This window comes from Paenibacillus tarimensis, assembly GCF_021532315.1.
Taxonomy (GTDB): Bacteria; Bacillota; Bacilli; order Paenibacillales; family Paenibacillaceae; genus Paenibacillus_I; species Paenibacillus_I tarimensis.
The window spans coordinates 1-21,025 of sequence record NZ_JAKGAO010000005.1; the positions used below are offsets into that span (position 1 = coordinate 1).

Annotated in this window: 20 protein-coding genes; 18 read left to right on the top strand and 2 right to left on the bottom strand. The window is 51.9% G+C overall.

Annotated elements, in window-relative coordinates; genetic code table 11:
• Positions 1-159: 159 nt before the first annotated feature.
• Positions 160-933 carry a tRNA (guanosine(46)-N7)-methyltransferase TrmB gene (gene trmB, locus L1N82_RS04355; protein ID WP_235286163.1) on the top strand — a complete coding sequence of 258 codons (774 nt, stop codon included), beginning with the start codon at positions 160-162 and terminating at the stop codon, positions 931-933.
• Between the two features lie 73 nt (positions 934-1,006).
• On the opposite strand, the gene L1N82_RS04360 is transcribed toward trmB, so the two are convergent.
• On the bottom strand, positions 1,007-1,591 hold the full coding sequence (locus L1N82_RS04360; protein ID WP_235286164.1) for a phosphatase PAP2 family protein: 585 nt from the start codon (positions 1,589-1,591) through the stop codon (positions 1,007-1,009).
• A gap of 255 nt (positions 1,592-1,846) precedes the next feature.
• On the opposite strand from L1N82_RS04360, the gene L1N82_RS04365 reads away from it, so the two are divergent.
• From L1N82_RS04365 to L1N82_RS04390, 6 genes are all read left to right on the top strand, one after another.
• Complete coding sequence (locus tag L1N82_RS04365; protein WP_235286165.1) at positions 1,847-3,025, top strand: glycosyltransferase family 4 protein; 1,179 nt, start codon at positions 1,847-1,849, stop codon at positions 3,023-3,025.
• 300 nt (positions 3,026-3,325) lie between these two features.
• Positions 3,326-4,567, top strand: coding sequence for a glycosyltransferase family 2 protein (locus L1N82_RS04370; RefSeq protein ID WP_235286166.1), 1,242 nt, complete (start codon positions 3,326-3,328; stop codon positions 4,565-4,567).
• A 256-nt stretch (positions 4,568-4,823) separates the two neighbouring features.
• The gene (gene infC / locus L1N82_RS04375; protein ID WP_235286167.1) at positions 4,824-5,372 is read left to right on the top strand and encodes a translation initiation factor IF-3; all 549 of its coding nucleotides are present in this window, start codon (positions 4,824-4,826) and stop codon (positions 5,370-5,372) included.
• Between the two features lie 39 nt (positions 5,373-5,411).
• A complete protein-coding gene (gene rpmI, locus L1N82_RS04380) occupies positions 5,412-5,612 on the top strand; it encodes a 50S ribosomal protein L35 (RefSeq protein WP_111147834.1) in 201 nt (66 codons plus the stop codon).
• Positions 5,613-5,659: 47 nt separating this feature from the next.
• Positions 5,660-6,025 carry a 50S ribosomal protein L20 gene (gene rplT, locus L1N82_RS04385; protein ID WP_111147833.1) on the top strand — a complete coding sequence of 122 codons (366 nt, stop codon included), beginning with the start codon at positions 5,660-5,662 and terminating at the stop codon, positions 6,023-6,025.
• Positions 6,026-6,211: 186 nt separating this feature from the next.
• Entirely contained in the window at positions 6,212-6,565 is a 354-nt protein-coding gene (locus L1N82_RS04390) for a hypothetical protein (protein WP_235286168.1), read from the top strand.
• Here the strand turns inward: L1N82_RS04390 and L1N82_RS23395 are convergent.
• Positions 6,562-7,050, bottom strand: a complete 489-nt coding sequence (locus tag L1N82_RS23395) for a GNAT family N-acetyltransferase (protein WP_235286169.1) — start codon at positions 7,048-7,050, stop codon at positions 6,562-6,564. The two genes, L1N82_RS04390 and L1N82_RS23395, sit on opposite strands and share 4 nt — an antisense overlap.
• Positions 7,051-7,602: 552 nt before the next feature.
• On the opposite strand from L1N82_RS23395, the gene ilvB reads away from it, so the two are divergent.
• The 11 genes from ilvB to L1N82_RS04450 all read left to right on the top strand — a co-directional run bounded on the left by ilvB (position 7,603) and on the right by L1N82_RS04450 (position 20,980).
• Entirely contained in the window at positions 7,603-9,345 is a 1,743-nt protein-coding gene (gene ilvB / locus L1N82_RS04400) for a biosynthetic-type acetolactate synthase large subunit (protein ID WP_235286170.1), read from the top strand.
• Between the two features lie 2 nt (positions 9,346-9,347).
• Complete coding sequence (ilvN, locus tag L1N82_RS04405; protein WP_235286171.1) at positions 9,348-9,839, top strand: acetolactate synthase small subunit; 492 nt, start codon at positions 9,348-9,350, stop codon at positions 9,837-9,839.
• A 322-nt stretch (positions 9,840-10,161) separates the two neighbouring features.
• Positions 10,162-11,154 (top strand): ketol-acid reductoisomerase, encoded by a 993-nt coding sequence (gene ilvC / locus L1N82_RS04410; protein WP_111147828.1) that lies wholly within the window; start codon positions 10,162-10,164, stop codon positions 11,152-11,154.
• A 179-nt stretch (positions 11,155-11,333) separates the two neighbouring features.
• Entirely contained in the window at positions 11,334-12,878 is a 1,545-nt protein-coding gene (locus L1N82_RS04415) for a 2-isopropylmalate synthase (protein ID WP_235286172.1), read from the top strand.
• A gap of 28 nt (positions 12,879-12,906) precedes the next feature.
• The gene (gene leuB, locus L1N82_RS04420) at positions 12,907-13,983 is read left to right on the top strand and encodes a 3-isopropylmalate dehydrogenase (RefSeq protein ID WP_235286173.1); all 1,077 of its coding nucleotides are present in this window, start codon (positions 12,907-12,909) and stop codon (positions 13,981-13,983) included.
• 218 nt (positions 13,984-14,201) lie between these two features.
• Entirely contained in the window at positions 14,202-14,624 is a 423-nt protein-coding gene (locus L1N82_RS04425; RefSeq protein WP_235286174.1) for a hypothetical protein, read from the top strand.
• Positions 14,625-14,794: 170 nt separating this feature from the next.
• Positions 14,795-15,616: an RNA polymerase sigma factor SigI gene (sigI, locus tag L1N82_RS04430; protein ID WP_235286175.1), complete on the top strand. Its 822-nt coding sequence runs from the start codon at positions 14,795-14,797 to the stop codon at positions 15,614-15,616.
• Positions 15,613-17,280 (top strand): anti-sigma factor domain-containing protein, encoded by a 1,668-nt coding sequence (locus tag L1N82_RS04435; protein WP_235286176.1) that lies wholly within the window; start codon positions 15,613-15,615, stop codon positions 17,278-17,280. The genes sigI and L1N82_RS04435 overlap by 4 nt, the downstream gene beginning before the upstream one ends.
• Before the next feature lie 272 nt (positions 17,281-17,552).
• Positions 17,553-17,960: an ATP-binding protein gene (locus L1N82_RS04440; RefSeq protein ID WP_235286177.1), complete on the top strand. Its 408-nt coding sequence runs from the start codon at positions 17,553-17,555 to the stop codon at positions 17,958-17,960.
• 1 nt (position 17,961) lies between these two features.
• Entirely contained in the window at positions 17,962-19,335 is a 1,374-nt protein-coding gene (locus L1N82_RS04445) for an ATP-binding protein (protein ID WP_235286178.1), read from the top strand.
• 115 nt (positions 19,336-19,450) lie between these two features.
• The gene (locus L1N82_RS04450) at positions 19,451-20,980 is read left to right on the top strand and encodes a leucyl aminopeptidase (protein ID WP_235286179.1); all 1,530 of its coding nucleotides are present in this window, start codon (positions 19,451-19,453) and stop codon (positions 20,978-20,980) included.
• The last annotated feature ends 45 nt before the right edge of the window (positions 20,981-21,025 follow it).

Sequence of the window (21,025 nt, forward strand, 5' to 3'; positions counted from 1 at the left end):
TTGTTGAAGATAAATATAGCCTGTTGAGGTTTCTCAACAGGCTGCGGCCGGATCCGTGATCCGGCCTTATTTTTTTTGTCGCAGAAAGCCGGGCAGGCTTTACAATCCTTCCGTTCTTGGGCACAATAAGGACTAGTTTGCAGATGGAGGACGAAGAAGATGCGCTTACGTGGGAGAAAAGGAATCCGGGAAACGATTGAGGAACAAAAGGATCTTGTTGTGCTGGACGCCGGTCCATTGAAGGGGAAGTGGCATACTTTCTTTGGTAACGACCGGCCGATTTATGTTGAGCTCGGGATGGGTAAAGGCAAGTTCATCAGTGAAATGAGCGGAAAATATCCGGAAATTAATTTTATTGGCGTGGATATGTACGATGAGCTGATCCGCCGCGCCAGCGAGAAGGCCCGCCGCGTATGGGAAGACAAGGGAGAGGCTTCCCCGCCGAACCTTGCGCTGCTCAGAGCTAATATCGAGTTTATTGAAACCATGTTCGAGCCTGGTGAAATCGAGCGGATTTTCCTGAACTTCAGCGACCCTTGGCCGAAGAGCAAGCATGCCAGAAGACGGCTGACGCACCATCGGTTCCTTGAAAAATACAAGGAGCTCCTGAATGAACGGGGAGAAATACATTTCAAGACCGACTCGAGGTCGCTGTTCGAGTTCTCGCTTAACAGCTTCGCCGATATGGAGATCGTTCTCCGTAATATTTCCCTGGATCTTCATAAAGATGGGTTGCGGGAGGACCTGGTTCTGACGGAATACGAATCGAAGTTTGTCGAGAGGGGAATGAACATACACCGGCTGGAAGCGGTTATTGGAGAGGAAGCTCTAAGGATCCACAGGGAGAACAAAGCGGCCGAGCTCGCCGGCATAGGCGGAGCAGCAGCCGCTGAAGATGAAGACGTTGATACGGATACGGATGAAACGGAATAGATTAAGAAATGAGATTGTCATGAACGTATAAGCTGGTGGAGCCGCTGCTTGATACCTGACAACCTGTGCGCTCTCAGGGCAGCCAGCCGATATAGGATGTCCCAAGCGCTGTGGCGGTGCCAAGCAGTCCGCCGACAGCAACGTCTGACGGATAATGCAGCCCCAGGTACATGCGGGACCAGGCGACAGACGTGCCGATGATAAAAGCCAGCGGCAGGAGCAGGGGCATCAGGCTTGCCTCAGCCATCAGCAAAGGAATCATCCAGGCGAAGACAGCCGTTGTGTGACCGGACGGAAACGAAGGGTCAACCAGCGGCTTTCTGCCTATATTGACCTTCTCGAGCTTCTGATAAGGCCTGAGCCGTTTGAATTTGCGTTTTACGATGAAGACGGGAATATGGCTGATTGCGACCGCTGCTAGGCTCTGCCAGCCTGCGGTATTCCATGGGGACGGCGCAAGCAGTCCCAGCAGCAAGGCGGTCACAAGCGTAAAGGTTGCTCCGCCCATATGCGTTATGGTGCCAAGCCATCTTCCAAGCCAGGTATTAACCGAAGCGTTCATTGAGCGGCGGTTCGCCCAGAACAGCATCCGTTGCTCGCCGGTTTGCAGCAGGTGGCGGATTCGCTCCATTAATGTCCCCCCGATATTATTCTTCATGGTCACCTCCATTATAGCCGGCATGTGTTCTCGCCATGTTAACGCCGAATTAAGCGATTTACAAGCCCCGTTTCTAAATCGTATTCAGATGCCATGGCTTCATTATGCAGAGGGCGCAATTTACAAATCTTTATGATCTATTCACCGGAATTTGATCTGCCTCTAACACATACCCATTACAATACGATAGAAAATGGCTTAGGGTTGCGGACGGCTGTGCTTGTCTGAACAACCGAAGCGAGGGAGGCGACAGGCATGCGATTGGCGTTGTTCACCGACACCTTCGAGCCGGATGTGAATGGTGTAGCGCGGACACTGGGCAGATGGACCGATTATTTACGCAGGCAGGGCGTCCAAGTCAAGGTGTTCGCTCCTGATCCTGTGAGCAGATCCGAAACGTCACCTTCCCACCAGGTAGAGAGATTTATCAGTCTGCCTTTCTTCCTTTACCCCGAATGCCGGCTGGCGCTTCCTAATCCTATACATCTTCGCAAAACGCTTGCATCATTCCAGCCTACCCTAATTCATGTCGCCACGCCTTTTAATATGGGGCTGTGCGGCATTCACTACGCCAAGAAGCATGATATCCCTCTTGTAGCATCATACCATACTCATTTCGACCGCTACCTGCCGTTTTATAATCTGCAGTGGATGGTTAAGATGTTATGGAGATATATGAACTGGTTTCATCAAGACTGCCGCAAAATTTTTGTTCCATCCCGATCGACGCTGAATGACCTGCTTGACAAAGGCTGGCCTGCTGATAAGCTCGAAATATGGAGCAGGGGCATGGATACACGGTCCTTTCATCCCAATGTTAACCGGAAGGCATGGCTTGAGAGCCACGGGATTGATGCCGACCGGTTCCTCGTTATGTATGCCGGAAGGCTTGCACCCGAGAAAAATGTCGGTACTGCTTTGGAAGCCTTCGCGGCTTTCCGCGCTAACACCAATGCAGATGCCCAGATGGTTGTGGCAGGTGACGGTCCTGCTGCCGAAGCCCTCAAGGAAAGATGCGAGCAGGAGCAGCTGCCGGTTAAATTCCTTGGCTTCCTGAAGGGCCCGGAATTGCAGCAGTGGTATGCCTCTGCCGATACCTTCCTGTTCCCGTCGCCTACAGAGACCTTCGGCAACGTTGTCCTAGAGGCCATGGCATGCGGTGCACCCGTAATCGTGGCTGATGCCGGAGGTGTTACCGATACCGTGGAGCACATGGTTAACGGTATCCGCTGCCCGGCGGACCAGCCGGCTGCCTTTTCGGCGGCACTGTCGGAGCTATATCATAACCGTGCGCTCCGGCTAAGTCTAGCGGCCAGAGGCCGTGCGTACAGCCTACGCCAGTCCTGGGATTCTATATTTTCTAGGCTGCTGGCCCAGTGCAGGCAGGTGGAAGCGGGTGGAGGAAGTTCAGTATTTTGTCACATTGGCAAGTAACTTTTTTGGGGGCTAATTCGTCTAACTGGGTAAAGAATCTAAAAAGCTCAAAAAAGCGTTTAATTGGTGCAAACAACACCAAAAAGGGATTGCTAGCCGTTAGTATAGAGAGATAGCTGACGCTACCTGCTTCAAGCTGACGCTGCTGCGGTTATGCGGCTTTTGACAAAACGGCGGATTCCATGGAAAATCAGAAGGGCCGTATGGAAATATAGAGAAATAGCTGCCGCCGTTTGGACAAAAAGAGCAATACAAAACAGAGAGAATAAAAAATGGGGTCTCAAGGGGGCACAACCGAATATGGTCAATGTTTTTCTAGTTATAGCACAGATTGCGATGGCGTTTGTTGGTGTGTATCAATTCGCGATATCAATGTTCGGCATCGCAAAGCGAAAGCTTCGCAAGGAGCATGCGCCAGCCAAATCCTTTGCCGTGCTGGTAGCGGCGCACAATGAGGAAGAGGTAGTCGGCGCGCTGATTGAAAACCTGCAGAAGCTGGACTATCCGCAGGAGCTGTTTGATATTTTTGTCATCTGTGATAACTGTACGGACGGAACGGCAGAAGTCGTGCGCAGCTACGGCGTGCATGCATGCGTCAGACAGAATCCGCATTTGCGCGGCAAGGGCCATGCAATTGAATGGATGCTCAAGGAGCTCTGGAGCATGCCGAAATCCTATGATGCTGTTGTTATGTTTGATGCAGATAACCTGGTTAACCGCGATTTTCTTAAGCTGATGAACAACGATCTTTGCGAAGGACATCAGGTCATCCAGGGTTACCTGGACACGAAGAACCCTTCGGATTCCTGGATAACAGCGGCATATGGCATTACCTACTGGTACTGTAACCGTCTGTGGCAGCTGTCCCGGACCAACCTTCGCATGGCGAACTTCCTGGGCGGCACGGGCATGTGCTTTGAAGCGAAGCTGCTGAAGGAAATGGGCTGGGGAGCCACGAGTCTGGTGGAAGACCTGGAATTTACGATGCGCTGCATCAAACGGGGCATTAACCCCGTACTGAATTACGACGCGAAAGTGTATGATGAGAAGCCGCTCACGTTCCAGGCTTCGGCCCGTCAGCGCCTGCGCTGGATGCAGGGGCATTTCAATGTTGCCCGCCGTTTCTTCTTTCCGCTGCTATGGCAGAGCATCAAGGAACGGAACTTTATCAAGTTTGACGCAGCACTCTACTCGGTAACGGTATATAATGTGCTGATCGGATTTGTGGCAACTATACTGCTCTGGGCGGACAACCTGATTCCTGCCGATAACGTGTTTGTCTCCATCTATGAGTATTTACCGTCATGGATCATGTTCATCGCGATCTTCGCGGCACTGATTCAGTTCCCGCTGGCGCTTGGCCTCGAGAAGGTGAAGAACTGGAAAATGTACGCTCATTTGTTCACACTTCCGTTCTTCCTGCTGTCTTGGTGGCCGATCACGTTTTATGCGTTCTTCACGCAGAACAACAAGCAGTGGAGCCACACGAAGCATACGCGGGTTATCCGGCTTGAGGAAGTGCAGAGCAAGCAGGTATCCTAATATAAAAGTGTTGACTTTCTTTTGGGATGCTGGTAATCTATATCAGTACGTGATGAGATACTCTTCATCAGCACAAGCAGAAGCGCCCCGCTTCTCACCTACCCGGCCTTGCCGGATGGTTTGCTAGGATTCGAAGAGGCCGACACAATCTGTTTTTACAGATTGAATGCCTAACTACGATGATTGGTAATGGAATGCGGGCCGGATGCGGCTCGCATTTTTTTATTTTAAGTGAGACAGGGTAATAGGTTGAGGAATGTGCTCAAACCATTTTTGGAGGTGGAGAACTATTAGCAGAGATCATCAGATTAATGACGAGATCCGGGCAAGAGAAGTACGCCTGGTGGGTCCGGAGGGCGAGCAGATCGGTATCAAGCCGATCCGCGAAGCGCTGCAGATGGCTATCGACGCGAACATGGACCTTGTCAATGTAGCTCCGACGGCCAAGCCGCCGGTATGCCGGATTATGGACTACGGTAAATTCCGCTACGAACAGCAGAAGAAAGAGAAGGAAGCACGCAAGAACCAGAAGATCGTCGATCTGAAGGAAGTTTGGTTCCGTGCTAACATCGAGGAGCATGACTATCAGGTGAAATTCCGCAATGTCGTGAAATTCCTCGGTGAGGGCGACAAGGTGAAGGCATCGGTCCGCTTCCGCGGCCGTGAGATCACTCATGCGTCCATCGGCCAGCGTATCCTGGACCGTCTGTCCAAGGAAGTCGCCGATATCTGTACAGTTGAACGTGCACCGAAGCTGGAAGGCCGGAGCATGATCATGATTTTGGCGCCGAAGAACAACGCCTAGTATTGACAAGAAAGCCAATGAAGATGGAGGATCATTCAAATGCCAAAGATGAAAACACATAGCAGCTTGAAGGACCGTTTCAAAATTACCGGAACTGGTAAAGTGAAACGTTACAAAGCATACAGAAACCACCTGCTTTCCGGTAAATCCGGACGTCAGAAGCGCGTTCTGGCTAACCAGCCGCTGATGGCAGCTGGCGACGTAGCTCGTCTGAAGCAAGGTCTTGCACAAATTAAATAATTTCGTTATTTGCACGTATATAGCAGATTCCACAGGAGGGTTTACACATGGCAAGAGTTAAAGGCGGTTTCGTCCGCACACGTCGTCGGAAAAGAATTTTGAAGCTGGCGAAAGGTTATTTCGGTTCCAAACATAGACTGTTTAAAACTGCAAAAGAGCAAGTGATGAAGTCCTTGCTGTACGCATACCGTGACCGCCGTCAGCGGAAGCGTGATTTCCGCAAGCTGTGGATTACGCGTATCAACGCTGCAGCACGCCAGAACGGCCTGTCCTACAGCAAATTCATGTACGGCCTCAAGCTTGCGGGCGTTGAAGTAAACCGCAAGATGCTGGCTGACCTGGCAGTGAACGATTCGAACGCGTTCAACTCGCTGGCCGGTATCGCCAAAGAAAAGATCAACAACGCTTCTTAATTGAAGCGCTGACCAATACAAGAAGAGATTGCCTTGCACTGAGCAGGGCAGTCTCTTCTTTTTGTTTCGGCTGTGCCTCTAATCTGTCTATCTTACCGCCCGATAGTAGAACAGGGGGCAGAGGTACAAGAAAATAACCTTATTCCCGAATAGCCTGTAACATTCGAGGATAAGGAGGTTGCAGGCATGGCTAAAGTAAGTGTGAAGCAGGTGCGAAGCCTGGTGGGTAAAGATATCGTCACCGTCTTGAGCAGCGGAGCGAAGGTGAGCGGCAGACTGGAGAGGGTTGATCGCGGCCGCTTATACGTTATACCGGCCGGAAAAGGCAAGAAAGTGCGGGTAAAGGCGCTTCTTCCGCTTCTGCTGTATGATCTGCTGGCTATAGGTGCCCAGCCATACGGCGGGGCCGGATATGGTTATGGCGCCTATGGCGGATATCCGAATGCTTACGCCGGTTACCCGTATGGCGGCGGTGCACTGCCTTACGGCGGTTATCCATATGGCGGGGCAGTTCATCCGCTGTATCCCTATTCCTATTAATTAGCGGGCAGTAAGCTGGCAGCCAGCTCGGCAAGCGCTGGCAGGGTCTTGGCCAGCTCGAAGCAGGCGAGCTGAGGGTGATAGCGGATGGTCTGATAACCAAGCTTGTCGTAAAAACGGTGAGCACGCTCATTCCCGAAGTCGACAAGCAGTCTGGCTGTCCGGCAGCCCTCTGCAATACCGTAAGCTTCGCCGATGACCATCAGCTTTCTGCCGATCTGTCTTCCTTGGCTGGCTGCGCTGACTGCCAGCATATCAACATGCAAAGTATCATTCACTGCAACGATGTGAATAAAGGCATCCGGCATTTCCGGTCGACCTTTACTGCACGAGACATAGCACTTGCCTTCCGACAGCCTCGCAGCCAGCTCGGCGTCAGTTGGAATATTCTTCTTTTGGACCGTGTGGGACAGCGGAATGAGCTCATTACGTATAAGTCTGGCAACAGCTGTGAAATCCTTGCCGGGCTGATAAGCTCGGATCACAAGGCATCCCCCCTAGTCAGTAATCTTGTTGGCTGAACAAAATGCAGGTTATGATATACTATGTAGCTGCTGGCGGGCTTGCGCGGATTAGGATGTATAACTTTTTGAAACAGTGCGGATATTATCCTTGACGAACATACAGGCAGAGCTTATAATTATTCACAAGCAACTATATTGATATCGGCAATGATGAGGACGAAGTGTTAAGGGCTCTTTTGCTCAGAGAGTGGACGGAACCTGCTGAGACCGTCACCAAAATCCCTTTTCTACGAGCTCACCTCGGAGCTGTTTTCCTGAAAAGCTGTCCGCCTATTAGGGAAAATCGCAAGGCATGCGTTACGATGCCAAAGGTAAGGACGTTTTGCGTGCACGCCGTTCTTATCCTGCTGAGGTTATGCATTGCGAGATGTATAACAAATTTGGGTGGTACCACGGAAGCGATAACCTTTCGTCCCTCAACACAGTGATGTGTTAGGGATGGAAGGTTTTTTTGTTGTTTATAACTTAGCTTGCTTTAGAGGAATGGCTTTACGATACGAAAGGAGGATGACTATGAGTGCGCAAGGTGCAACACTACGGTCAAAACAAGAAATCATGGAGAGGCTGTCGAAGCCCGAGGTCATAACCGGCTCGGAAATTTTGCTGCGGAGTCTCGTGCTGGAGGGCGCGGAATGCGTATTCGGTTATCCTGGTGGCGCTGTTCTCTATATATATGATGCCATGCATGGCTTCTCGGATTTTAATCATCTTCTGACCCGCCACGAGCAGGGGGCAATTCATGCGGCTGACGGCTATGCGCGTGCAAGCGGTAAGGTCGGCGTCTGTATCGCTACCTCGGGCCCGGGAGCAACCAACCTGGTTACGGGTATCGCGACTGCTTTTATGGATTCCGTGCCGCTGGTCGTTATTACGGGTAATGTGGTACAGAGTGCAATCGGAACGGATGCGTTCCAGGAAGCGGATATTATCGGTATTACGATGCCGATTACGAAGCATAGCTACCTGGTGCGTGATGCGGCTGAGCTGCCAAGAATTATTCATGAGGCATTCCATATCGCGAACACGGGACGCAAGGGACCTGTTCTGATTGATATTCCGAAGGACGTCTCCGCTGCAACGACTATGTTCCAGCCTGTTAATGAGGTTAGTATCCGCGGCTATAATCCAACGGTTCAGCCGAATTTGAAGCAGGTTGACAAAATGGTTAAGGCTATTGCGGAAGCAGAGCGTCCGGTTATTCTCGCAGGAGGCGGAGTTGTATACTCCGGAGGGCATGAAGGGCTGCTGGAATTTGTAACGAAGACAGAGATCCCGGTTACAACCACACTGCTTGGCTTGGGTGCTTTCCCGAGCGGTCACGAGCTGTGGATGGGGATGCCAGGTATGCACGGAACCTTCACGGCCAACAAGGCGATTCAGGCCTCGGACCTGCTGATCAACATCGGCGCCCGCTTCGATGACCGGGTAACGATGAAGCTTCAGGGCTTCGCCCCTCATGCGAAGATCGTTCATATAGATATTGACCCGGCGGAAATCGGCAAGAACGTACCGACCGATATTCCAATTGTTGGCGATATCAAGACTGTTCTGGAGCTGGCCAACCAGTCAGCCAAACGGGCGGACAAGGCGGACGCATGGCGCGCTCAGGTTCAGCAGTGGAAGAAGGACGTGCCGCTCAGCTATGTAGATTCCGATGCCGAGCTTAAGCCGCAGTGGGTTATTGAAATGATTCACGAAACGACCAAAGGGGAAGCCATAGTCACAACGGATGTCGGACAGCATCAAATGTGGGCCGCGCAGTATTACCGGTTTAACCAGCCGCGTTCCTGGATCACCTCGGGCGGTCTAGGTACGATGGGCTTCGGATTCCCGTCGGCAATCGGCGCACAGATGGCTCAGCCCGACCGGACGGTTGTATCCATTAATGGAGACGGCGGCATGCAGATGTGTGCCCAGGAGCTGGCGATCTGCTCCATTAACAACATCCCGGTTAAGGTCGCTATTATTAATAACCAGGTGCTTGGCATGGTCCGCCAGTGGCAGGAAATCATCTACGACAACCGCTATAGTCATATCGATCTTGCTGGCAGCCCTGATTTCGTCAAGCTTGCGGAAGCTTATGGGGTAAAAGCGTTCCGTGCTTCCAATAAGGAAGAGGCACGCACAGCGTGGGAAGCGGCTCTTCAGCATGATGGACCTGCTGTCGTCGAGTTTGTCGTCCGCAAGGGCGAGAATGTGTATCCGATGGTAACTCAAGGGAACACAATCGATGAGATGATACTGGGGGATGCATAAATATGAAGAAGCATACGATCGCAGTTCTTGTGAACGACCAGCCCGGCGTTCTGCAGCGTGTATCCGGCTTGTTCGGACGCCGCGGCTTTAATATTGAGAGCATTACGGTAGGAACCAGTGAAGAAGAGGGTCTCTCCCGTATGGTCATTGTGACACACGGAGATGACAAAACCCTTGAGCAGATCAGCAAGCAGCTGTATAAGCTGATTGATGTCATCAAGGTAGTGGATCTGAGTGCAAATCCGATGGTAGCCCGCGAGCTTGCCCTTATTAAGGTGACAGCGGAGCCGGCGGCACGACCTGAAATTCTGGGAGTTGTAGAAACCTTCCGTGCGGCTGTCGTCGATATTGGCACCAGCACGATGATGGTTCAGGTGGTTGGCGACACAGATAAGATTGATGCCATGGTCGAACTCCTCAAGCCTTATGGCATCAAGGAGCTGTCCCGAACAGGCGTGACGGCGATGACGCGGGGAAATGCGGCCATCCGTTAACAGGACGGATCCAAAAGCAGCATGCGTTGGGGTTGTGGCTCTGCTGCACAGCTCCAACGATATATTCATAGACTCGTAGACTTGCTTGCTTCAACGCTGTAAACTATAAATGTTTAGCCGCAAGCTTGGAAATAGTGTAAGATAGAACAAACAGATAACGGCTTGTCTTCTTGAAGCGGACGCTAAGCCGTACATAACAACTGGATGAATCCCGTTTTGAGCGGGTGCTCCAGCGGGGGATAACGGGCTGACTGCTGGCACGCTGCTCCCCCTCTCGATCACCCGTTCAAAAGGGTTTAAACTAAAGGAGGCTTTTATTCTCATGGCAGTTAAATTATTTTACGAAAAAGATGCGGACCTCGGCGTTCTGCAAAACAAAACGATCGCAGTAATCGGATACGGAAGCCAGGGCCATGCCCAGGCGCAAAACCTGCGTGACAGCGGACTTAAAGTCGTTATCGGTCTTCGCGCCGGCAAATCCGCCGACAAGGCGAAGAACGACGGATTCGAAGTTCTGCCAGTAGCAGAAGCGGTAAAAGGTGCGGATGTAATCCAAATCCTGATGCCGGATGAAACCCAAGCTAAGGTTTATAAGGAAGAGATTGAGCCTAACCTGAAGAAGGGTGCAGCTCTTATGTTCTCCCACGGCTTTAATGTTCATTATGGACAAATCGTACCTAGCAAGGACACGGACGTTCTGCTGGTAGCGCCAAAATCGCCGGGTCACATGGTTCGCCGCACGTATGTAGAAGGCTTCGGCGTACCTGGACTGATCGCAATCGAGCAGGACGCAACAGGCAATGCTCAAGCAATCGGTCTTGCTTATGCAAAGGGCATCGGCTGTACACGTGCAGGTGTTATCGAAACGTCCTTCCGTGAAGAAACCGAAACCGATCTGTTCGGTGAGCAGGCAGTTCTCTGCGGCGGTGCCAGTGCACTGGTTAAAGCCGGTTTCGAAACCCTGGTTGAAGCCGGTTATGCACCGGAGATGGCTTACTTCGAATGTCTGCATGAGCTGAAGCTGATTGTTGACATGATGTACGAAGGCGGCCTCGCTTCCATGCGTGATTCGATCTCCAACACAGCGGAGTATGGTGACTATGTAACGGGACCTCGCGTTGTGACAGAAGAGACCAAGAAAGAGATGAAGCGTGTTCTGGATGATATCCAATCCGGCCGTTTCGCACGCGATTTTATCCTGGAGAACCAGTCCAACAAGGCCATGATGACGGCTACCCGCCGTCGTGAAGCCGAGCACCCAATCGAACAGGTTGGCAGCCAGCTTCGTGAACTGATGCACTGGATTAAGAAGTAATTAACCGGACAGCTGACTGCCGGCTGAACACATAGTAACGCGATCAATCCCGGAGCGGCGGATGACAGCGCATCAAGCTTGTTACAGAGCCTGGTACCGCTGCGCCTGCTGGTCCGGGATGTCCGCTTTTTAAGGGGTCGCCCAACGTTTCATCCACAGCCACTCGGGAGGTGTTATTCATGCGTAAAATTTATATCTTCGATACCACACTGCGTGACGGGGAGCAATCGCCGGGTGTGAACTTGAACAAGAAAGAGAAGGTTGAAATCGCACTTCAGCTCGAGAAGCTGGGCATTGACCGGATTGAAGCCGGTTTTCCGGCTGCCTCCCCCGGAGATTTGGAGGGAGTCAGTGCGGTAGCGCGTGCGGTCAAGAATGCCACGATTATCGGTCTGTCCAGATCCCGGATTCCTGACATTGATGCGGTAAGGGAGGCGCTGAAGGATGCGCAGGACCCGTGCATTCACCTGTTCCTCGCCACCTCGCCTATCCACCGCAAGCACAAGCTGCGGATGGAGAAGCAGCAGGTTCTGGAAACCGCAGAGGCGGCAATCCGCTATGCCAAGCAGTATTTCAGCAAGATCGAATTCTCGCCTGAGGACGCCGGCCGTACCGAGCTTGATTTTCTGTGCGAAGTGACGGATATGGCTATCCGTGCAGGCGCTTCGGTGGTGAATATTCCGGATACGGTCGGCTACATGACACCAGCTGAGTTCGGCAATATTTTCAAAACACTCAAAACCAATGTACCGAATATCGAATCGATTCAGCTGAGCGCACACTGCCATGATGATCTGGGACTGGCAACAGCGAACGCGCTGGCGGCCATTCAGAACGGGGCAGATCAGATTGAAGGTACGATCAACGGTATTGGAGAGCGTGCAGGCAATACAGCTATCGAGGAGGTAGCCCTTGCCCTTGCGACCCGTTCGGAGTATTACCAGGCCCAAACGACGCTTAATCTGAAGGAGATTGCCAAGACCAGCCGCCTTGTGAGCAAGCTGACTGGTATGGTGGTGCCTGGAAACAAGGCGATTGTAGGCGCGAATGCTTTTGCGCATGAATCAGGTATTCACCAGGACGGGATGCTCAAGGAGAAGACGACTTACGAAATTATTTCTCCAGAGACGATCGGTCTTGTAGAATCGAAGCTTGTACTCGGCAAGCACTCTGGGCGGCATGCTTTCAGGGAGAAGCTGATTGATCTGGGCTATGATTTGGGTGAGGAAGAGCTGAATGCGGCATTTGCCAAGTTCAAGGATCTGGCGGATAAGAAGAAGACCGTCGGAGACGAAGACATCAGGGCCATGCTTGAAGAGAAGCTCGTGGATACACCTGAAGTATATACGCTGGAGCAGATTCAGGTCCATTACGGCAACCAGTCCGTGCCTCATGCCACGGTGTCCATAGCTGTTGCAGGAGCGGGCGTGAAGGAAGACCGCGCCGAAGGCAACGGCTCTGTTGATGCAATCTATAATGCGATTGATAAGGTGACAGGCGAAGCGGTAGAGCTTGAAGACTATTCCATTAAATCGGTCACCCACGGCAAGGATGCTCTCGGCGAGGTGCATGTTGTGCTTAAACAAAATGGCGTAACGGCTTCCGGGCGCGGCGTACGGACCGATATTCTGGAGGCGAGCGCACGGGCTTACGTGGATGCCCTTAACCGGCTGATCGATAAGAGGAACTCACCTGGACGACGGGATAATATGAGCCTGATCTAGACTTATTATGAGGGAGTGTAAGTACACGATGGCAGAAGTGAAAAAAATCGCAGTTATTGCCGGGGACGGAATAGGCCCTGAGGTTGTTGAAGAAGCGATCAAGGTAATGAAGAAGACGGAAGAGCTGTATGGCCTCAGCTTTGAATTCGAGCATGGTCTCTTTGGCGGCATTGCTATTGATGAGAAAGGTACGCCGCTGCCGGAAGAGACACTCGACATCTGTAAGCGTGCGGACGCCGTTCTGCTTGGTGCCGTAGGGGGGCCAAAGTGGGACAGCAATCCAAAGGAGCTTCGTCCGGAGACAGGTCTGCTTGGTATCCGTAAAGCACTGGGTCTGTTCTCGAACATCCGCCCGGCGACGATCTTTGACTGCCTGAAGGAAGCTTCGACCCTCAAGCCTGAAGTGCTGGAAGGTACTGATTTGATTGTAGTGCGTGAGCTGACCGGTGGCATTTACTTCGGTGAGAAGTTCCGCCGTGAGGGAGAGCAGGGCGAGGAGGCAGTTGACACTTGTGTATACAATGCGGTCGAAATTGAGCGTATTGTACGCCAGGCGTTCGAGATTGCGCAAAAACGCCGCAAGAAGCTGGCTTCTGTCGATAAAGCCAACGTTCTGGAAACCTCCCGCCTCTGGCGTGAGGTCGTAAACCGGATTGCACCTGAGTACCCGGATGTAGAGCTTGAGCATGTGCTTGTGGACAACTGTGCGATGCAGCTGCTTCGCCGTCCGTCCAGCTTTGATGTTATCGTAACGGAGAATATGTTCGGTGACATTCTATCTGATGAAGCGGCGATGCTGACCGGTTCGATCGGCATGCTGTCATCCGCTTCGCTTGGAGAAGGCGCATTCGGCTTGTATGAGCCGGTACACGGTTCTGCCCCTGACATTGCAGGTCAGGGAATTGCAAACCCGATCGCTACTATCCTTTCCGTAGCATTGATGTATCGCCTGACCTTTGGTTATGAGGAAGCGGCGGCTTCCATTGAAGAGGCTGTCAAGGCTGTGCTTGATGCCGGTCACCGGACGGGCGATATCGCAGTGGATAAGAGCCAGGCTATCGGAACAACTGCGATGGGCGATCTGATCGTTGCGGCAATGAAATAAGAAATCTGCAGTGTTAAAGGCTGTCCGCAGGAAGCTGTTCCTGTTGGACGGCCTTTTTGTCTGCCTGCTGCCGGGGTAATGAATATTTATAAAGCAGGTTGGATACAGCTTGAATTAAATCGGGAATGCGCAAGCAGGAATTTAACCTCCTGTACTCGAATAGAGTATCGTATGTTTCGTTTCAATCCGGACTGGTTAATAGTATGGAGGTGACGTATATGAGCTTCTGCTGTGGAGCAAGCATGATCGGTACGAATGGCACATTAAAGCATTACCGGACACATATTCATAACGTTCCGATTCTGCTGTGCCCGGTATGTCATCGTGTTGATATTCATTATCTTGTTGAAAGCGAATATGAGATACTAGCGGAATATGCACATGGAGACGGCGCCCCGGAAGTAGATTTCCACGATTATGTGGATCAGGAAGGCTTGGAACTGCTTGAGAACTGCGTTAACCATGAGAACGAGGATCCCATGGAGGTCGTTAAAAGCCAGATTGACATGGCACTTGATCTGATGAGCGTAGCCAAGCAGCTTGGTGATGCGCAGTGGGAGGATCAGCTCAAGCAAAGGCTTGGGGTTCTCAGCCGCCGGCGAAGCCGTTTAAAGCAGCGCCGTCCTTCCGAAAAGTATTGATTTAACCGGGACAACCATGCTGACATGGGTAATAGATGCCTCCTGCGGGAGGCTTTTCTCGTTTATTGACGGTTTTGCAGTCTGCAGCCTGATTTTTATAATTCTGGTACCCCCGAATCAGTGCTGCAGCTGACGAATGTATATAAGAGGTGGAGCGGTTGTTACTCCTTATGATAAAACGCTTTTTCGTAAAAAGTGCCAGCACGAAAGCCGCGGAACGGGCGCATCTTTCTCCTGAATCCATTGTGGAGCGGATCAGATTGGGAGAAGCAGGCCTGCGAGACACCTTTATTGCGGATTACCGGCCTTATATAGCCAAGGTTACCAGTAAGTTTTGCAAACGATATATTGATCCGGAGAAGGACGATGAGTTCAGTATTGCAATGATTGCTTTTAATGAAGCGATTGAACAATTCTCACCCGAGTCAGGCCGTTCTTTTCTGGGCTTTGCCGAGACGGTGGTCAGGCGCAGACTGATCGATCATCTTCGAAAGGAACAGCGTCACCGGATGTCTGTACCCATAAGCGCATTCGAGAAGCCGGAAGAGGAAGAAAGCACCGTTAACCCTATTGAGGTCTCTATGGCCATTGAGCAATATGAGCAGGAGCGTCAACGTGAACGGCTGCAATTTGAAATTGAAGCATTCAGCAAGTACTTGAAGACGTATGATATTACGTTTGCAGATCTGGCCGATAAATCACCGAAGCATGCCGATTCGAGAAGCACGCTGTACCGTATTGGGCGTTTAGTGGCCTCTGATGAGGGATTATTTGGAATGCTTGAAGCAAAGCGCAAGCTGCCGGTGAAGGAGCTGCTTGACATCTGCGGTGTCTCCCGAAAAACCATCGAGCGCAACCGGAAATTTATTATAGCGGCGGCGCTTATTGTTAACGGAAATTTTCCGCATTTGCAGGCTTATTTAAAGCTGCCGGAAAGCCTGCCGCTGCAGGGGGCCAAGGAAGAGGAATATGCGGAAGGAGTAGGATCATGAGGCGCGGCATAGTAGTTGAAGTAAATCCACGATACAGCATCGTGCTTACTCCTGATGGGGAATACAGGAAGGTTCCGGCAGGAAAATACCAGGTTGGTGAGGAGATCAGCCTGCAGGCGGCGAGAAGAAGGAGAAGCAGAGGGGCACTTTGGTACAGTGCGGCAGCAGTGATGGTTATTATGGTCCTGATCATACCTAATCTCTGGCCCGCCGCTTCCGCTGAACCGGCCGTCTACGTCACCATGGATATTAACCCGAGCGTTGAATTGGGGATAAGCCTGCAGGGGAAGGTTGTCTCGCTGAACGGACTGAACGAAGACGGCCGGCGGATTATAGACGGTATGTCGTACGAAGGGCAGCCAGTGCAGCAGGTTACCGCTTCTATCATGAAGCGTGTACGCGATCTGAAGTATCTGTCGGATACGGATAATACGGTGCTGATAACGGGTATAGCGGTTGAGGGCAGGGACGGCGGACAAGTTGAGGAGGAGCTGACAAGCCTTGTTGACTTGGCAGTGAGGGCTGCTGCTGGTGATTCACAAGGGGGGACTGAACCCGGGATAACAGATGTGCAGGTCACCCGGCTGATGGCGCCTGAAGAGCTGAGGGATGCTTCCATTGAAAGTGGACTGAGTCCTGGTAAATTGGCGGTATTCCTGCTTGCTGAAGCTAACGGTTATCCACTTGATCTGACGGATCTGAAGGAGAAATCCATCTCTCAGATCGTGACGGGGCTTGGCGGCTTGGATAAGGTTGTAGGCGGCGATACGGACGGCAGCCACCATCTTAATGACTTGAGAAAACTGCTGTCCCTTCCCAAGCATGATAACGGGACTACTCCTGACCCGGAAAATCCTGAAGCTGTTGTGAATTCATTGGAAGAAAGCATCGATGAGACGGGGAAACAGCAACCGGACAGGGCATTGGATCAGGAGAAGCGGGATAAGAAGGATAAGAAGGAAGATAGTAACAGTAGAGAAAATAGAGACAAGAAAGAGGGTCAAGCCAGTGGGGCGGGCCCCGGCAGTAAGACTGCAGAAGACATAGAGCCGAATGAGACTGGCAAGGCAGCCAAGGCTGAGAAGGAAGCGAAGGCCCAGAAGGAAGAAAAGACAAGCAGGGATGCCGGCAAGATGAGGTCAGAACAAACCGGCAAGTCAAGTCAGTTGACTAATTCAGGCAGCAACGGCAATACGGATAATGCGGTGGATAATACTCAGGACAAACAGAGTAAAGCAGCTGGCGCAATGGGGAAAACGGGACAGACAGGCAATGAGGGACCCGGGAACCCGGAGGATGAGGAAGAGGCCGGCAGCAGCAGCAAGGTGGTATCCCCCGGCCCTCCAGGCAAGGAGGCCCGGGAAGGGAAGGAGGCTGATGCCGGCAGTCCTTCTTCCTCTGCTAAGCCAGAATCAGCCCCTGCGGAACAGAAGGCCGGTCAGGGAGAAACCAAGAAACAAAACCAGAATGGAAAGGAGAGCACCAACTCTAATATGAGCAGCGAAACTGCTCCGTCTCCAGCTGTGCCATCCGGGTCATCGTCAGCTGGCGAGGCAGACAGCTCTACCTCAACTATAGGTCCTGCTGGAGCGGGCGGCAGCCCAGGCAGCGCCAAGGAGCCCGCGGGTAAAGCTAAGATGGAAGGCAAGGGCAGGGATAGATGAGAATCGTGGTTATGAGCAGCTCCAGCGCTTGTATGTGCACGTCAGCATGACAAGCGCTGCTGCATGTTATCAGATACTGCCGTACCTCTTCCCTTTTTACCCTAATCGACAGGGTTATAAGACTTTTAGCACAAAGCCTGTCTTATTACTTCTCGATTCCCGCCTGTTCGACAAAGTCTCCCATTGACACTATATCTCATCCCTAACTATGATTATATTATGTCTATTTGAAACCGTTGAGAAAACGCTTGCAGAAGCGGAGGCGAAAGCAGTTGGAAACATTCCTTATCACCAAGCCTTCTGATGCCATACGTGCGAGGCAGCGTGTACGGGAGATGGCCAGAACGCTCGGATTCGGGCTTGTAGACCAGACGAAGATCGCTTTCACGGTCTCGGAATTTGCCTTAAAGCTGATATCTAGGGCTGATCAGTGTCGCATGAATCTTGATTATGCAGGCAAAGAAGAAGGAAAGACAGGTATTGAAGTGAGATTGTATGAACAGTACCGGTCCCGCGAGAATGTGGATGCCGATTGGGCTGCTCAGCTGGTAGACGACTTGGACGTGAACCGTAATTGTTCGGATGAGACATTTATCACGTTTCGCAAATGGCGGACTCCTGCACTCGCACATGAATCTATCATGTCTTCTCCTGTTTTTGCAGCAGGGGAGGAGCAATAAAATGCAGGCAATCCGCAAGCGGTATTTTCCGGCACTCGCGGAATACATACGCAACGGCAATGAGGCTTCTCTCTATGAGGCAACAGAGCTCGGCAAGATGCTGCATGGCATCCATCCGGAGGAAATCGTCGCCTTGCATGAGGAGACCATGCAGACGCTGGTTTCTAACGTAGAATCGGAGGAAGCACTGGAGCTGTACAACCGCTCGTTTATCTTCTTGATTGAATTAATGGTAGCCTACCGCTTTCGGGTACAGCCTGATGAACCGGAGGACAAGCGTTATTCGGATATGCGCGAGATGCTGTTTCGCTCTCACCTTTCATTCCAGAGTGTTAAGAGCAAGTATGAGAATGTGCTTCAGCATATGGATAGCGGAATCGCCCTGTTCGACAGTGAGGGACTGCTGTCCTTCATAAATCTGCAAATGGCTAAAATTCTCGATATACCAAGAAAAATGCTGCTGGGCTGCAGCCTGAAGGAAATTTTGTATCATCCGCAGCTGCGTAAGAGCGTGAAACGGATGATTATCAGGGTCTGCAAGGAAATGATGCTGCAACGCAGCCGGTATTATGAAATTCAAGACTCGGCGGGCCGGCATTTGCTAATTACGATTACCTACGGTGACCAGCTTGATGGCGACTATTTGATCAGTGTGAAGGACGTATCGGAGTACAAGCAGATTGAACAGACCGCTTATCAGAACGATAAGCTAGCCATGCTGGGGAAGATTGCCGCCGCAATCGCCCACGAAATCCGCAATCCGCTGACTTCCATCCGCGGGTTCATTCAGCTCCTGCGTCCCCATCTGATGCAGCTCGGCAAGGAGGAATATGCTCGCATTATTCTGGCCGAGATCGACAGGGCTAATGATATTATTTATGAATTTCTCAATTCATCGAAGCCTTCCGCACCCATGGCACAAGAGGTCAGAATTGCATCCCTTCTCAAGGAAGTGATCCTTCTGTCGGAGAGCGAGGCGCTAATGCGCGGATGCCAGCTGCAGTTCGAAACCAGCGATGAATCCCTCTGTGTGTCCATAGATGTCAAGCAGATTAAGCAAGTCATCCTGAATTTGGTCAAGAATGCGATGGATGCTATTGGAGAATTGAACGGGGAGCGGCCGGGACTTATCACCATCAAGACATTGCGGAATGAGCAGTTTGTAGAGATCTCGATTCGTGATAACGGAAGGGGCATGGATCGGTTGACGATGAACAAGCTGTTCGACCCCTTTTTCACAACGAAGGAAGCGGGTACAGGGCTGGGGCTGTCGGTCAGCTACCGGATCATCCGCAATCATGGCGGCACAATCCGGGTTGACAGCACCCTCGGTGAGGGAACGGAATTTAATATCTATTTGCCATTGGTGTTATAAATGATTAGAATCGGGATAGAGTCCGATTCTTTTTTTTGCGGCCAGCGGCCGCTGAGGAAGAGCGGATTAATCAGCCCTGCATGCTTGGCGTGTAATAGAAGGAGGACTTACATATATGATTCAATTTCGAGTGGAACCGTCAGCTGTCCATGCATTGGAGGCAGATGTCGTTATTCGTCTGGTAGATGCCAGCACGTTAAAAACCGGTACATTACAAGCGATACCTGGCCTGCCGGCTGTTTTGGACCAGGCTGTGGGCTCATATGTGAATAACGGGCTTTTTAAAGCGGAGCCGGGAGATGTACAGGTTATTCCCACCCTTGGATTAGTAACGGCGGCTCATGTTGTCTATATAGGCTATGGCGGCGAGCCGCTAGGGATGGAAGGGCTCCGCAAGGCAGGGGCTGCAGCGGCCAGAACGTTGAAGAAGCTGAAGGCGGCGAGCGCATCGGTCCTGGTTGAGGTAGGTCTGTACGGAGGCTCGGAGAGCTGCAGCACTGAGCGTGCGGCCCAGGCCTTGACCGAGGGTATTATTCTGGGACACCGCACCCGCCAGCCGCGTCTTAAGGAAACACCTGCCGAGCAGGTTATTGATATTGCCTTTACACCGGTACAACACGAAGGAGGCAGCCTCGCTTCAGAGAGAGCCGACGAATGGGAAGCGGGTATGAACCGCGGCCGTATCTTTGGCGATGCTGTAGCTTACGCGCGGGGGCTTACAAATCTGCCGGGCAATATGCTTACGCCAGAGATGCTGGCCATGGAGGCAGAGGCGCTGGCGGGTGAAATGTCGCTTGATATCGAAGTTATAGATGAGTGGTCAGCGGCTGAGCAGGGCATGGGCGGACTGCTGGCAGTCGGCCAGGGAAGTGCTAATCCGCCGCGTATGATTGTTGTCCATTATGAAGGCGCCCCTGAGAGCAAGGAAAAGCTGGCGCTCGTTGGAAAAGGCATCACCTTCGACACAGGCGGAATCTCGCTGAAGCGCGCTGACGGAATGGAAGAGATGATCTCGGACATGGGTGGCGCGGCAGCTGTACTCGGTGCTATGCGTATTATTGCTTCGCTGAAACCAGCAGTAAACGTAATTGCCGTTATTCCGGCAGCTGAGAATATGCCTTCAGACCGCGCCCTAAAGCCAGGAGATGTCATCACCACGATGAGCGGCCGTACGATTGAGATTGTTAATACGGACGCAGAGGGCCGTGTGGTGCTTGCTGACGGTCTGACAACAGCGATACAGCGCGGTGCTACCCGCATCATTGATGTGGCTACATTGACTGGAGCGGTCATGGTTTCGCTTGCGGATGTGGCGACAGGAGCGGTTACCAATGATGAAACCTTCCTAAATCAGCTCGTGCAGGTCAGCAATCAGACAGGCGAGCGTATATGGCCGCTGCCTTCCTATCCAGAGTTTCGCAAGCTGCTGGACAGTGATGCGGCAGACCTCAAGAACAGCGCTGGACGCTATGGCGGCGCATCGACAGGCGGTCTGTTCATCGGGGTGTTTGCTGAAGAGCTCCCTTGGGTACATCTGGATATAGGAGGCACAGCCTGGTTGTACAAAGACCGTGGATGGGAGACAAAGGGAGCTACAGGTGTGATGACCCGTACCCTCGCGGAATATGTCATTCAGCAAGGCTGATGCGCCCGATAGGACATACTTGAATTTTTACACCATAAGGGGATA